12 protein-coding genes and 1 riboswitch are annotated in these 14578 nt (G+C 69.4%); of the genes, 4 read left to right on the forward strand and 8 right to left on the reverse strand.

The window, feature by feature from the left end; all coding sequences use genetic code 11:
- Nucleotides 1-80: 80 nt before the first annotated feature.
- Nucleotides 81-653: a hypothetical protein gene (locus tag HWD99_RS09105; protein WP_241795927.1), complete on the reverse strand. Its 573-nt coding sequence runs from the start codon at nt 651-653 to the stop codon at nt 81-83.
- A 132-nt stretch (nt 654-785) separates the two neighbouring features.
- Between HWD99_RS09105 and HWD99_RS09110 the strand changes: the two genes are divergently transcribed.
- Nucleotides 786-1526, forward strand: coding sequence for an aminoglycoside 3'-phosphotransferase (locus HWD99_RS09110; RefSeq protein WP_241795928.1), 741 nt, complete (start codon nt 786-788; stop codon nt 1524-1526).
- Between the two features lie 37 nt (nt 1527-1563).
- On the opposite strand, the gene HWD99_RS09115 is transcribed toward HWD99_RS09110, so the two are convergent.
- From HWD99_RS09115 to HWD99_RS09135, 5 genes are all read right to left on the reverse strand, one after another.
- Nucleotides 1564-2856 (reverse strand): hemolysin family protein, encoded by a 1293-nt coding sequence (locus tag HWD99_RS09115; protein ID WP_241795929.1) that lies wholly within the window; start codon nt 2854-2856, stop codon nt 1564-1566.
- 94 nt (nt 2857-2950) lie between these two features.
- Nucleotides 2951-3988: a TerC family protein gene (locus tag HWD99_RS09120; protein ID WP_241795930.1), complete on the reverse strand. Its 1038-nt coding sequence runs from the start codon at nt 3986-3988 to the stop codon at nt 2951-2953.
- Nucleotides 3989-4191: 203 nt separating this feature from the next.
- The gene (locus HWD99_RS09125; protein ID WP_241795931.1) at nt 4192-4989 is read right to left on the reverse strand and encodes an energy-coupling factor transporter transmembrane protein EcfT; all 798 of its coding nucleotides are present in this window, start codon (nt 4987-4989) and stop codon (nt 4192-4194) included.
- A complete protein-coding gene (locus tag HWD99_RS09130; protein ID WP_241795932.1) occupies nt 4986-6446 on the reverse strand; it encodes an ABC transporter ATP-binding protein in 1461 nt (486 codons plus the stop codon). The genes HWD99_RS09125 and HWD99_RS09130 overlap by 4 nt, the downstream gene beginning before the upstream one ends.
- Nucleotides 6443-7105, reverse strand: coding sequence for an ECF transporter S component (locus HWD99_RS09135; protein ID WP_241795933.1), 663 nt, complete (start codon nt 7103-7105; stop codon nt 6443-6445). The genes HWD99_RS09130 and HWD99_RS09135 overlap by 4 nt, the downstream gene beginning before the upstream one ends.
- Nucleotides 7099-7208: riboswitch (TPP riboswitch) on the reverse strand. It overlaps the preceding gene by 7 nt.
- A gap of 82 nt (nt 7209-7290) precedes the next feature.
- Between HWD99_RS09135 and HWD99_RS09140 the strand changes: the two genes are divergently transcribed.
- Nucleotides 7291-8790 (forward strand): D-alanyl-D-alanine carboxypeptidase, encoded by a 1500-nt coding sequence (locus tag HWD99_RS09140; RefSeq protein WP_241795934.1) that lies wholly within the window; start codon nt 7291-7293, stop codon nt 8788-8790.
- A 91-nt stretch (nt 8791-8881) separates the two neighbouring features.
- Here HWD99_RS09140 and HWD99_RS09145 read toward each other — a convergent pair whose 3' ends face one another.
- Entirely contained in the window at nt 8882-11116 is a 2235-nt protein-coding gene (locus HWD99_RS09145; RefSeq protein ID WP_374205461.1) for an ABC transporter ATP-binding protein, read from the reverse strand.
- Entirely contained in the window at nt 11113-12840 is a 1728-nt protein-coding gene (locus HWD99_RS09150) for an ABC transporter ATP-binding protein (protein ID WP_241795935.1), read from the reverse strand. Before HWD99_RS09150 ends, HWD99_RS09145 begins: the two co-directional genes overlap by 4 nt.
- 271 nt (nt 12841-13111) lie before the next feature.
- Between HWD99_RS09150 and HWD99_RS09155 the strand changes: the two genes are divergently transcribed.
- The gene (locus HWD99_RS09155; RefSeq protein WP_241795936.1) at nt 13112-14158 is read left to right on the forward strand and encodes a hypothetical protein; all 1047 of its coding nucleotides are present in this window, start codon (nt 13112-13114) and stop codon (nt 14156-14158) included.
- Nucleotides 14155-14571 carry a GntR family transcriptional regulator gene (locus HWD99_RS09160; protein WP_241795937.1) on the forward strand — a complete coding sequence of 139 codons (417 nt, stop codon included), beginning with the start codon at nt 14155-14157 and terminating at the stop codon, nt 14569-14571. The genes HWD99_RS09155 and HWD99_RS09160 overlap by 4 nt, the downstream gene beginning before the upstream one ends.
- Nucleotides 14572-14578: the final 7 nt, after the last annotated feature.

Consider the following 14578-nt stretch of genomic DNA (forward strand, 5'->3'; position numbering starts at 1 on the left):
GCACCGAAGGGGAGGGCCCCCACGGGCCCTCCCCTTCGACTCGGCGCACTCGGGTGGGAGGCGCCGCCCCGGAGAACCGGTCAGACCTCGATCTGCGCGGCGATCGCCTGGAGCTTGTGCCGGGCCAGCGCGAGGTTCGCCGAGGTCTTGGTGAGCACCAGGTAGATGAAGAGCCCGTTCGCGTTCTGCGCGTCGAGGACGTTGATCAGGTGGTACTGCGAGGTCAGGGTGATGAGGATGTCGTCGATCTCGTCGGTGACCCCCAGGTCGCGCATCGTGGCGAGCTTGGCCCGCACGACGTTCGAGTTGCCCGCCGCGGCGATGCCGAGATCGAACGAGGGGTTGCCGCCCTGCGCCAGGGCCATGCCGCTCGCGTAGTCGACGATGGCTGCGCCGGTGGCGCCCTCGATGGCGAGCAGCTGCTGCAGCGCGTCGTCCAGTGAGCTCATGTTCGGGTACTCCTCTGTGGTCAGGATGGTCTCGGAGTGCGCCGACTCGGGCGCGATCGTGGGAGCACGGGCGTCAGCCTGGATCCACTGCAGGAATCGGTCGAGATCCGGCTCGTCGGCGTCTGCGACCGCGGAGCCGGACGACGGTGCGTCGACATGGCTGCCGGTGCGTCGCCACCACGGGGACCGGGACGAAACGCGCACGGAGACCTCTGGTGTGTCGGTGATGCGGCCGCAGAGCGCGACCGGGACCGACACTAACCGAAGGTCAGCGGGCAAATCCGGGAGAATACGCGTATATCGATATACGTTGCTCGGGCCTGCGAGGATGGAGACGTGAACCTCCCGCTCGCATCCGTTCCTCCCGCGTCCACCGAGGTGCCGGACGTGGTCCGACGACTGGCCGCAGGGGCCGCGCTCGAACCGGTCTGGCTGAACGGCATCGGCGGACTCACCTTCCGCACCGATGACGGCCGCTACATCAAATGGGGACCGCACGACGTGGAGGCGACCATGCGCGACGAGGCCGAACGGATGCGGTGGGCTCGCCACTGGATCCCGGCGCCCGAGGTCCTCGACCAGGGCGCGGACGCGGATCACGAGTGGCTCGTCACCGCGGCGCTCCCCGGCCACAGCGCCGTCGACGCCCGGTGGCGCGACACCCCGGAGGTGGCGGTCCGCGCGGTCGGCACCGCTCTGCGCGCGATGCACGAAGCCCTGCCGGTCGACGAGTGCCCGTGGACCTGGGACCCCGCATCGCGGATCGCGAATGCCCGGGAGCGGGGCGTCACCGTGCCCGCCGATCTGCACACGCCTCCGCCGACCGACAGGCTCGTGGTCTGCCACGGCGACGCCTGCATGCCGAACACCCTGCTCGACGACGAGGGCCGTCCTCTCGCCCACGTCGATCTCGCCGTGCTCGGCGTCGCCGACCGGTGGGCCGACATCGCCGTGGCCTCGATGAGCACCGGGTGGAACTTCGGCCCCGGGTGGGACGACGTGCTCATCGAGGCGTACGGGGTCGCTCCCGATCGGGAGCGGCTCAAGTACTATCGCCGGCTCTGGAACGAGACCTGATCGGGCGGATCCACCCGCCCGCCGACGACGACGTCCGCTAGGCGCCCGCCGCCGACTCGTCGGGCTCCTCGTGGATCGTCACGCGGATCTCGGCGATCCGACGGCGATCGACGGCGGTCACGCGGATCGTCGCACCGGGCACCTCGACCGAGTCTCCGACCACCGCGAGGCGTCCGAGCATCTCGGTGACGAAGCCGGCGACCGTGTCCGAGGCCCCACGAGGCAGGGCGATGCCGGTGATCTCGGCGAAGTCCTGCAGGTTGAGGCGACCGTCGAGAGCGCCACCGGCCGCCGGCATCCGCTCCTCCGTGTCGTACTCGTCGAAGATCTCGCCGACGACCTCCTCGACGAGGTCTTCGAGGGTCACGATGCCGTCGGTGCCGCCGTACTCGTCGACGACCACGGCGATCTGATGCCCGGCGGCCCGCATGCGGGTCAGCGTCGGCAGCACGCCGGCGGTCGACGGCACGTACTCGACCGGTCGCATGAGGCCGAGCACCGAGCGCATCGGGTCCTCTGCGGCGGCCTCGAAGAGATCGCGCACGTGCACGAAGCCGACGATGTCGTCGAGCGAGGCGTCGATCACGGGATACCGCGAGAACGGCAGCTCCCGCACCTGGGTGATCGCGTCGGCGAGCGACGAGGCGCCGTCGAGTGCGACGACCTCGGGGCGGGGCCGCATGACCTCGCTGACCTGACGACCGCGCAGCGACAGCACGTCGTCGAGGATGCGGCGCTCGTCGTCGGGCAGGCTCTGGTGCGTCGCGACGATGTCACGCAGCTCCTCCTCGCTGAGCTCGTCCGCCGCCTTGTGCGGATCGCCGCCCAGCAGGCGCACCATGGCGTTCGTCGAGACCGAGAGCAGCCAGATCACCGGACGCATGACCGTGGCGAAGCCGTCGAGCACCGGCGCGACCGCATAGGCGAACTGCGCGTTGCGCTGGATGGCGAGACGCTTGGGCACGAGCTCGCCGAGCACGAGCGACAGGTAGGCGATCACCAGCGTCAGCAGCACGGTCGCGAGGGTCATGGACAGCGCGGGCGCCATGCCGAAGCTCTCGAGCAGCGGAGCGACCGACGGGGCGATCGACGTGGCGCCGTATGCGGCCGAGGCGAAACCCGCCACGGTCACACCGATCTGCACGGCCGAGAGGAAGGTGTTGGGATTGCGCGCGAGTCCGGCCACCTTCTCGCCGCGCCTGCCTCGGGCCGCGATCGCATTGATCTGGCTCTCGCGCAGCGTGACGAGGGCCATCTCCGTGGCGGCGAACACGCCGCCGACGAGGACGAAGACGAACACCAGGGCGATGTTCAGTGCGAGATCCCCCATCAGCGGGTCACCTCGCGAGGTGCAGGGGCGCCCGAGGTCATTCGGGCGCCGGGTCTGTCAGGGTCTGCGGACGCGTCGGATCGGCGCGAGGTGTTCACGAGTGTTCCTTTTCGGTGTCGGTGGTGAGCGGTGCAGAGGTGGAGGAGGGGTCTTCGAGCGCGTCGCGCCGGTCGTCGCGGCGCGTCTTCATGAGGCTCGCGACGGTGGCGACGGCGATCGTGGCGCCGATGAACACGAGCGAGAACCAGATCGGGATCTCGGGAGCCCAGAGCATCGGCTCACCGCCGTTGATGAAGGGGAGCTCGTTGACGTGCATCGCGTGGAGCACGAGCTTGACGCCGATGAAGGCGAGGATGACCGCGAGGCCCTGCGCGAGGTACACGAGGCGCTGCAGCAGACCGCCGATGAGGAAGTACAGCTGGCGCAGGCCCATCAGCGCGAAGGCGTTGGCGGTGAAGACGATGTACGCCTCTTCGGTCAGACCGTAGATCGCGGGGATCGAGTCGACCGCGAAGATCAGGTCGACGAAGCCGATCGCGATGATCACGAGGAACATCGGGGTGAAGAAGCGCTTGCCGTCACGCTGCACCGTGAGGCGGTCGCCGTTGTACTCGTCGCTCACCGGAAGGATGCGGCGTACGAAGCGCATGAACCGACCGTTCGCCGGGTTGTGGTCACCCTGCGCGAACGCCTGACGGTAGGCGAGGAACAGCAGCAGGGCGCCGAACAGGTAGAAGATCCAGGAGAAGTTCTCGATCAGCGTCGCGCCCAGGGCGATGAAGCCACCGCGCATGATCAGTGCGATCACGATGCCGATCATCAGCACCTTCTGCTGATACATCCGGGGCACCGCGAACCCGGTCATCACGATCAGGAAGACGAAGAGGTTGTCGATCGACAACGCCTTCTCGGTGAGGTAGCCGGCGAAGTACTCGCCGCCGTATGTCCAGCCCGAGACGGTGCCGATGCCGACGCCGAACAGCAGCGCGAGACCGATGTAGAACGCCGACCACCGTGCGGACTCGCCGATGGTGGGCTCATGCGGCTTGCGGACGTGCGCGAAGAACTCGTACACGAAGAAGGCGATCGTGACGGCGATCGTGATGATCCACACGAGGGGCGTGATGTTCAAGGAGGTCTCCAGAAGACGTAGGCGTGACGATGTCGACGCCAAGGTCTTCTCCATCCTCGAGATCGAGGACCGGGGACCCGGGATGCAGGGACATCCGTAATGACGAGCCGCCCGTGGTGGAGTACTCCCCTTGGGTTCACTCGATGCTAGCGAATACATCGGCATCTCAGCTAGGAGAAAGCTGAGTATGACCTGACGGTGGGTCAGGCCGTCGGACCGAGGATGAAGTTCCACGCGCCGGTCAGCACCGCGACGGCGATCGCGATCACCGGGATAATCGCCGCGACGATCACGAGCAGCGTGTCGCGGCGATCCCACGTCGACTCGCGCGCCCACGACCGCGGACCCGTTCCGCCGAAGCCGCGCGCCTCCATGGCCGTCGCGAGAGAGGAACCGCGTCGGATCGCCAGTACGAACAGCGCGAACGCCATGCCCAGTGCGCGGCGCACGCGCCCCTGGTCGGCCACGCCGCGGGCTCTGCGAGCCAGCGCGAGCGCACGCCAGTCCTCGGTGAGCAGCCCCAGCATCCGCATCCCCGCGAGCGCACCCACCACGAATCGCGCCGGCAGCCTCACCCGCTGCGCCAGACCGTCGGCGAGATCCGTGGGGTCGACCGTGACGAAGAGCACCACCGCCGGCAGGCCGATCGCCAGCACGCGCACGGCTGTCGCCGCGGCGAGCGCGAGCGAGCCGTCGCTGATGCGGATGACGAACCACTCGAGATGGATCGTCCCGCTCGTCGCCCCGTAGAGGGCGATCGTGACGGCGCCGAGGGGAGCCGCGATCCACAGCACCGCGGTACGGGTCCAGAACTCCCTCGCCCCGAGTCCCGCGAGCAGCAGCAGCGGGATCTCGAGGAGCAGGGCGACGGATGCCGAGACGACGTCGATCGAGAGCACCAGCGGAAGGGCGATGAGCAGTGCCGCCGCGAGCTTCGCGAGCGCCGCGCGCCCCGCGATCGGCCCCGGACGGTCTGGGCGGGCGGTGAGCGGATCGATCATCGGCCGACCACCACTCGTCGCGCGTGCAGTGCGTCGAGCACGGCCTCGTCGTGGCTGATCGCGACGACGGCCGTCCCCTCGTCGCGCAGCCGGGCGATGAGGCCGACGAGCTCGGCCCAGGTCGTGGCATCCTGCCCGAATGTGGGCTCGTCGAGCACCAGCATCCGGGGACGCGTGGCGAGTGCCGCGGCGACCGTGAGCCGCCGTTTCTCGCCGCCGGAGAGCGTGTAGGGGTTCGCGTCTGCGAGAGACGCGAGTCGCAGGCGCGCGAGGAGCTCGTCGGTGCGCGTGGCGATCTCGCCGTCGGAGAGCCGCAGAGCGCGCGGACCGACCGACAGCTCGTCTCGCACGGTCGTGGCGAGCAGCTGATGCTCGGGCGTCTGCAGAACCGTGGCGATGCGGGTGAGCAGCGCGCGCGACGACCAGCGGAAGGGATCGGCCTTCTCGTCCGACGCGAGGGCGGGGAGCGCGGTCACCGAACCGCTCTCGGCGGGGATGAGCCCTGCGAGGGTCAGGCCGAGCGTGGACTTGCCCGCACCGTTGGGGCCGGTGACGCCGACCACCTCGCCCGCACGTACGTCGAGGTCGAACGGGCCCGCGACGGCGAGTGCGCGCCGTCGCGCCACCGTCAGCCCGAGAGCCTCGATGAGGGTCTCGCCTGGCCGCTGCGCGGGCGCGGGCGGCACGGCGGGCGGGTGACCGGGCACCCACACTCCCGATGCCGCGAGCTCGGCGCCGCGCGCGCCGAGGACCTGTTCGGGTGTGCCGTCGGCGAGCACGACGGTCCCCGCGGGGTCGGCGCCCAGAACGATGACGCGCGTGACGAGCGGCAGCCAGATGTCGATCCGATGCTCGATCACGACCAGCGTGGCACCGGTCGCGTCGAGCGCGGCCGAGACGGCATCCCGCACGTCGGCCACGCCCTGGGGGTCGAGGTTGGCCGTCGGCTCGTCGAGAAGGATCGCCCCCGGCCGCATCGCGAGCACGCCGGCGAGCGCGAGACGCTGTTTCTGCCCGCCCGACAGCGCCGCGGTCGATCGGTCGAGGGCGACGTCGAGCTCGACGGCATCCAGCGCCTGCCGAACCCGCGGCCAGATCTCCTCGCGCGGAACGCCGAGGTTCTCGCAGCCGAACGCGACGTCGTCGCCGACCCGCGCGAGGATCGTCTGCGTGTCGGGATCCTGCAGCACCATGCCGACCCGACCGCGCGCCTCGGTGGGAGCACGCCCGTCGACCCGCAGCGCACCGTGCGTCTCGCCCTCGTCCGCCCCGCCCAGCACCCCGCCGAAGCCCTGCAGCAGGGTCGACTTGCCCGACCCCGAGGCGCCGAGCAGAAGCACCCGCTCGCCCGGCTCGATGCGCAGATCGACCTCCCGGACGGCCCAGCGCAGCCGTGTCGCGTACCGCCACCCCCAGCCGTGGGCTTCGAGGGTGGCGGGCGTCGTGGGCGAGGTCACACCCGTGCGGTGACCTCGCGGCCGGCGGCGAACCGGCTGAGGGCTCCCGTCGCCGCGAGACCTCGCGCGATCAGCCAGGCGCCCAGGCCGGCGATCACCGCGCCCGAGACGGTGGTCGAGACGATGTACACGGTGGTGAAGAGCGTGTCGGCACCGGCGTACCAGAGGATGCGGTCGTTGATGCCGCACGCCAGACCGGCGCCGGCACCGGCCAGCATCGCGACGGGCAGACGCCAGACGCCGTAGACGAAGAGGAGGAAGATCAGCTCGGCACCGAGTCCCTGGACGAGTCCCGAGACGATGGTCAGCGGCCCCCAGGCGTTGCCGACCAGCGCCGAGATGATCGCGGCGACGAGCTCGGTGTAGAGCGCCGCGCCGGGTTTGCGGATGATGAGTCCGCCCAGCACGCCGGCGATGAGCCACGGGCCGGCGAGCAGACCCTGCACACCGGGCAGGAGAGGGGTGAGGACGGTGCTCGGGATCTCGTAGCCGACGTTCCAGAGCAGGAAGATCACGGCGCACGCGACGGCGATGACGCTGGCGACGACGATGTCGACGACACGCCAGCGCCAGAGCTCGGGGCGACCGAGGCCCTTCGCTGCGGATGCTGCCGCTGCGGATGCCGATCCGGTGGTGGATCCGGACGTGGATGTGCTCATTGAATGCTCCTCCCTGCGCTGGCATGACCCAGATCAGGTTCGACGGTCGAAGCGCGATTCGCTCCCTCTCAGCCCGGCTCGCCGGACTCCCGTGGTTGTTCTCACGATCTTACCCAGTACCGACACTCTCGTCCCCTCCTGTTGCAGCGCCCGGATTCCCGCCGTGGATTCGGTACCGTGAGGAGGTGACCGCTCCAGACGCCACCGAGGCCACTCCCGACGCGCCCGCCGATGACGCTCGTCAGGATGACGACCTCGATGCGACCTTCGGCGCCGCCTCGAGCTCCGCCGCCGACCCCGAACCGGATGCGCAGTGGGCGGAGGAAGGGCGAGGCGCCACCGCCCTCACCTGGATCGATCCTGTCGCGATCGGGCAGCAGTCGGCCACGGCGGCCCTCGACGAGGAGTCCGTCGACCGCACCGTCGGCGGCGCTGCTCTTCTCGGTGACGCGCACCTGCGTCCGCGCATCGCGACGCCGGGGGTGCTCGTTCCCCTGGCTCTCGTCGTCGGACTCGTCGGCGCCTATGCGGGATCGACCATGCTCTGGCCCCTGCACGAGGTCGCCCCGACCGTGGCGACCGCCGAGTTCTCGGCCGTCGCCGCCGCTCCCGCCGACGTGCTGTGGCCCGCGCAGGGCAGCGCCGCCGTGGGCATCACCGGCCTCGGCACCACCTCGTCGACCGTCGACCCGGCCGCGATCGCCAGCATCACCAAGGTCGTCTCGAGCCTGATGGTGCTCGACCGCATGCCTCTCGCGGTCGGCGAGCAGGGCCCGGAGTTCTCGTTCACCCGCGCCGACAACCTCGAGTACTGGCAGTACCGGCGCCTCGACCAGTCGGCGCTCGATGTGCCGGTCGGCGGCGTGCTGACCGAGTACCAGCTGCTGCAGGGAACGCTGCTCGGCTCGGCGAACAACTACATCGACCGGCTCGCCCAGGAGATCTGGGGCTCGAACGCGGCGTTCGCCGATGCCGCGGCGACCTGGCTGAGCGATCGCGGGCTCGACGACATCACCATCGTGACCCCCTCGGGCTTCGACGACCGGAACACCGCGACGCCGCAGTCGCTCGTCGCGCTGGCGGAGATCGCCATGCAGAACCCGGTCTTCGCCGGCATCGTCGCGACGCCGTCGGTCGATCTGCCCGGCGCGGGCACCGTGGTGAACACGAACGGGATGCTGGCCGACGCCGGCGTCGTCGGAGTCAAGACGGGCACGCTCGGCGACAGCTGGAACCTGCTGACGGCCAAGGACATCACAGTCGACGACACGACGGTGCACGTCTTCGCGAGCGTGCTCGGACAGATCGACGACGAGCAGCGTCTCGCCGAGACGCGAGCGCTGCTGGCCCAGGTGGAGACCGCCCTCGACAGCCAGGAGCCGGTTCTCGTGAAGGGCACCGTCGTGGGCACGGTGTCGACCATCTGGGGCACGACCGTCGACATCGTGACGGACGATGACGCGAATGTCGTGCTGTGGAACGGCGTCGGCGCCGAGGTCACCCCGTCGTTCGAGCTCGGCGACGAGCGGGAGTCGGGCGATCAGGTCGGCACGCTCACCAGCGTGGGGCCCCTCGACACCACCACGACGCCTCTCGTGCTCGCCGAGGATGTGGACGGCCCCAGCCCCTGGTGGCGCCTGACGCATCCGCTCGAGCTCTTCGGCCTGTCCGGCGCACAGCGCTGATCGCGACGCCTCGCCGTCCCGGAAACCGAACGACGCCCATCCCCGTCGAGGGATGGGCGTCGTTCGTTCTGCGGTTACGGCAGGGCTGTCGTCACGCCTGCGAGCCGTCCGACTGCGGTCGTTCGACCACCGCCTGCGCTTCGGCCGCCGACGCGGCCGGAGCCGACGCGCCGACCGCGGCACCGATCTGAGCCGCGGTGGCGGCTTCTTCCGCCTCGCCGCTGACCATGACCGGGGTCGACCCGGTGAGCGCGTCCTCGGCGTCGATGTCGGTCGCCGCCTGCTCGAACTGTGACTGGTACAGACGCCAGTAGGCGCCCTGCGCAGCGATCAGCTCGTCGTGCGTGCCCTTCTCGACGATGTCGCCGTGCTCCATCACGAGGATCAGGTCGGCGTCGCGGATCGTCGACAGGCGGTGCGCGATCACGAACGACGTGCGTCCCTGGCGAAGCGCCGCCATCGCGTTCTGCAGCAGCAGCTCGGTGCGGGTGTCGACAGCCGACGTCGCCTCGTCGAGGATCAGGATCGACGGCTGCGCCACGAACGCGCGGGCGATCGTGATCAGCTGACGCTCACCGGCCGAGACATTCGACGCATCCTCGTCGAGCACGGTGTCATAGCCCTCCGGCAGCGCGTGCACGAACCGGTCGACGTACGTCGCCTTGGCGGCCTCGAGCACCTCTTCGTCGGACGCGGTCGAACGCCCGTAGCGGATGTTCTCGCGGATGCTGCCGGCGAAGAGCCACGGATCCTGCAGGACCATCCCGGTGCGCGATCGGAGGTCATCGCGGGTGATCTCCGAGATGTCCTGCCCGTCGAGCGTGATGCGCCCGCCGCTGAGCTCGTAGAACCGCATGATGAGGTTCACGAGCGTGGTCTTGCCCGCGCCCGTCGGGCCGACGATCGCGACCGTCTGACCCGGCTCTACCCGGAACGAGAGATCGGTGATGAGCGGGCGCTCGGGCGTGTACGAGAACTTCACGTTCTCGAACTCGATGACGCCCCGGCCCTGCACCAGCTCGGGAGCCTCGGCGTCGTCCGCCTCCTGCTCCTCGGAGTCGAGCAGCTCGAACACGCGCTCGGCCGATGCCGTGCCGGACTGCACGACGGCCGCCATCCCTCCGAGCTCCGACAGCGGCTGCGTGAACTGCTGCGAGTACTGGATGAAGGCCTGCACGTCGCCGATGCGCAGCTGGCCGCTGGCGACCATGAGGCCGCCGAGCACGGCGATACCGACGTAGGTGAGGCTGCCGACGAAGGTCATCGCCGGCATGATGATGCCCGAGAGGAACTGCGCCTTGAAGCTCGCCTGGAACAGCTCTTCGTTCTCGGCCTTGAACTTGTCGAGGGCGTCCTTCTCCCGGCCGAACACCTTGACGAGAGCGTGGCCCGAGAAGGCCTCCTCGACGCGGGCGTTGAGGCGGCCGACCTTGCGCCACTGGATGCCGAACGCCTTCTGCGAGCGCGGTCCGATCACGCCGAAGATGACGGCCATGAGCGGCAATGCCACGAGAGCGACGAGCGCGAGCTGCCACGAGATCGAGAACATCAGCACCAGCACGCCGACCACGGTCAGGACCGCCGTGAGCGCACCCGAGAGAGACTGCTGCATCGTCTGCGTGATGTTGTCGATGTCGTTGGTGACGCGCGAGATCAGATCACCGCGCTGCACCTTGTCGAAGTACGACAGCGGCAGGCGGTTGATCTTCGCCTCCACCCGCTCACGCAGGCGCCACATGGTGCGCACCATGATGACGTTGATGACGTACCCCTGGACCCAGCTGAGGAACGCCGCCACCACGTAGATCGCGAGCACGGCGGCGATGATCCACCGCAGGGCGTCGAAGTCGATGCCCGCACCGACCTGGAAGTCGTGCAGCGCGGCGACCTGATTCGCGAAGTCGTCCTGACCGGCGGAGCGCAGCTGCTCGACCACCGTGTCCTGGGGCGTGCCGACGGGGAATCCGGGGAAGTCTCCCTGCGCCTGAGCGAGCTGGTTGGAGATGAAGCCGGTGTAGATCAGGTTGGTGGCCTCGGCCAGCACCTTCGGCGCAGCCACGGTCAGCACGACGCCGATGGCACCCATGATCGACACGAAGATGAACCATGCCGCCGAGGGCCTCAGCAGCCCGATCATGCGCGAGAAGCTCTTGCCGAAGTTGTCGGCCTTGCCCGGCGCCACGCTGTCCCAGCCGCCGCCGTTCTGACGCGCCTGCTCGGCCAGCTCGGCCTCGTACTTCTCCTCTTCGGTCATCTCGGTCTCGACGGTCGCCGCCGGAGCGGTCCCCCGCTGACGACGGTTCTTCGGAGCGTTCTGCTCGCTCATGCGTCCACCCCCAGCTGCGACTCGACGATCTCACGGTAGGTGTCGCTCGTCGTCAGCAGTTCTTCGTGCGTGCCGACGCCGACCATGGTCCCGCCGTCGAGGACGACGATGCGGTCGGCATCCGTGATGGTCGAGATGCGCTGGGCGACCACGATCTTCGTGACGTGCGGAAGCTCGCGCCACAGCGCCTGTCGCAGACGGGCGTCGGTGGTGAGGTCGAGTGCCGAGAACGAGTCGTCGAAGACGAGGATCTGCGGCTGGCGCACGATCGCGCGGGCGATCGCGAGGCGCTGCCGCTGACCGCCGGACACGTTCGTGCCGCCCTGCGCGATGCGGGATTCGAGTCCGTCCGGCATCTCCTCGACGAAGTCGCGCCCCTGCGCGATCTCCAGGGCGTGCCACAGGTCGTCGTCGGTCGCGTCTTCCCGGCCGTAACGGAGGTTCGAGGCCACCGTGCCCGTGAAGAGGAACGGACGCTGCGGGACGAGGCCGATCGACGCCCACAGCGACTCGACATCGGCCTCGCGGACATCCGTGCCGCCGACGAAGACGGCGCCGCCGGACACGTCGAACAGACGCGGGATGAGCGAGACGAGTGTGGTCTTGCCCGCACCCGTGGAGCCCACGATCGCCACCGTCTCCCCCGGCTGGGCGCCGAAGCTGATGCCCGACAGCACCGGTGAGTCCGCACCGGGGTAGGTGAACTCGACATCGTCGAACGCCACCGCACCGGGCGTCGCGAACTCGGTCACGCCGTGCTCGGGCCGGGTCATGCTCGAGCGGGTGTCGAGCACCTCGCCGATGCGCTCGGCCGAGACCGCGGCGCGCGGGATCATGATCGCCATGAAGCTCGCCATGATGACGCCGCCCATGATCTGACCGATGTACTGCATGAAGGCGAAGATGGTGCCCACCTGGGCGGTGCCCGCGTTCACCTCGATGCCGCCGAACCAGATGACGGCGACCACGGTGACGTTGAGGATGAGCATGAACAGCGGGAAGAGCAGGACGAAGAGCGAGCCGACCTTGCGACCGACGTCCATGATGTCGGTGTTCGCCTCGCGGAACCGCTCTTCTTCGACGCGCTCGCGCACGAAGGCGCGCACGACGCGCACGCCGGTGAGCTGTTCGCGCATGACCCGGTTCACCGCGTCGAGCTTGCCCTGGTAGCTGCGGAACAGCGGCACCATGCGGCTGACCACGAGACCGGCCACGATGAGCAGCAGCGGGACGGAGACCGCGATGAGCCAGCTCAGGCCCACGTTGGTCTGGATGGCGAAGATGATGCCGCCGATCGCGAGCAGCGGCGCGGTGACGAGCATCGTCGCACCCATCATCGCCAGCATCTGCACCTGCTGCACGTCGTTCGTGTTGCGGGTGATCAGGGATCCGGCGCCGAACTGCGACACCTCTCGCTCGGAGAATCCGCTCACCTTGCCGAAGACGTCGGAGCGGATGTCGCGCCCCGCGCCCATCGCGGCACGCGCCGCGAAGTAGGTGGCGATGATCGAGGCGATGATCTGGCCGAGCGACACGGCGAGCATGAACAGACCGGTACGCCAGATGTATCCGGTGTCGGACATCGCGACGCCCTTGTTGATGATGTCTTCGTTGAGACGGGGCAGGTAGAGGGTCGCGAGAGCGCTGGCGAACTGGAAGACCAGCACGATCAGTAGCAGCCACTTATAGCGGGACAGATAGCGGACGAGTATTTTTCCCAGCACAGGCGGACTTTCTAGGAAGGATGAAGTGGCGGATCCCTCGGCGGGCGAGTGCGGGCCGATGTTCGCGCACATGTAAGGGTGCCACGAACCACCGACTTTCGGATCCCCCTGTGGGTGGACCTTCGCTCACAGCGAACCGTTACGCGGCGTGATCGGCACTTTCTGTACTCGGTCGACCTGTAGGTCGAGACGGGTCCGAATCTTGTACCGCCAGTCAGATACAACTTGTGATAGACAGTAGGTACAAACTCTGACACGGGGGTCGAAGATCATGGACAGACTGATCGCTCTGCTCTCCGCCCAGCCGGCGGAGATCCTTCTGGCGCTGCTGTCGCAGCCGCTGTTCTCACTGGCGGTCGCCGCGCTCGTCGCGATCGTCTGGCGGCTCGCCTCGCGCCGGAGCGCGGCAGGCGGGTCCGACCTGCCGACGACGGCTCTCGATGAGACGGTCCGTGCGCGCTACCGACCCGAGATGATCGCCGTACGTGTCGGCGCGATCGCGGTCGTCGTCAGCCTCGTGCTCGAGAACCTCACGGCCACCCTGACGCCGCCCGACAGCGACGCGGTCTCGTGGTGGCGGTACGCCACTCCCCTCCTCGCCGGCGCCGTCTCGCTCCTCGCACTCGTGTGTCTGGTCGCGCTCCGCGGCTCGTCCGCACCGCGGCGACCGGTGCCGCTGGCCGGCCGCCGCACCTGGGCGACCTTCGGCACCCGCGCCGACCTCACCGGCGCCGGGCTCGCCGCGCTCGCCCTCACGCTGACCGCGATCGCGGCGGGGCTCGCCTCCTCTCCCGACCCCCGAGGGCGCTACGTCTGGCTCGAGGTCCCGATCCAGAACGCGTCCGTCGATCCCCTCCGCCCCTGGTTCTTCGGCTGGGCGTACGGAGTCCCGGTCCTGATCAGCCTCGCGGCGCTGCTGGTCGTCGGGGTCGCCACGCTGCACTGCAGCGCTGCACGTCCCTTCATCGCCCCCGAGACCCTTCGCGTCGAGCGGAACCAGCGATCGACGGTGGCATCCGGCATCCTGCGCATCGCGACCGGGGCGACGATGCTCTCGCTGGCCGCCGCGTGGCGGTTCATCGCCGAATCGGGCACGACGACCGCTCTGTCGATCGAGGGAGACGGAACCTACGAGGTCGCCTGGCGGTACGCGGAGTTCGCCACCGCCGCGGGGTGGGGCGCCCCCGCCATCGAGGTCTGCGCGTTCCTGCTCCTCTTCTTCGCGACCGGCATCCGGACCACCCGTCGGCGCTCGGCCCCGCTCGCACAGCAGGATGCCGAGGATCCGCTCCTGTCACTCACGGAGAGCGAGCGATGACCGCCCACCCCGACCGGACCACGGCCTCGGCCGTGACCCCGAACCCCGCCGAGGAGTCCAGCCCGGCCATCGACATCTACCGGCAGTTCCGCGGCCTCATCGTGTCCGGCCAGCTGGGGGCAGGCGAACGGCTCCCGACCGTGCGCCAGACCGCGTCCGACCTCGGGGTCGCCGCGGGGACCGCTGCCCGCGCCTACCGGCTGCTGGAACGCGATGGCCTGGTCGTGACCCGCACGGCGGCGGGCACCCGCGTCTCGGACTCGGCGGGCGTCGTGCCGCACGCCGTCATCCGCCAGATCAGGGACCTCGTGGCCGCCGCGGAGGACTCCGGCAGCGCGATCGAGGACGTGATCGACGTCCTGCGCGTCGTCGCACGGTCGTCGAGCGGCACTCCGGAGGCCGAGACGCGCTGACGCGTCC

The organism is Microbacterium sp. C5A9 (assembly GCF_022627955.1).
Taxonomy (GTDB): Bacteria; Actinomycetota; Actinomycetes; order Actinomycetales; family Microbacteriaceae; genus Microbacterium.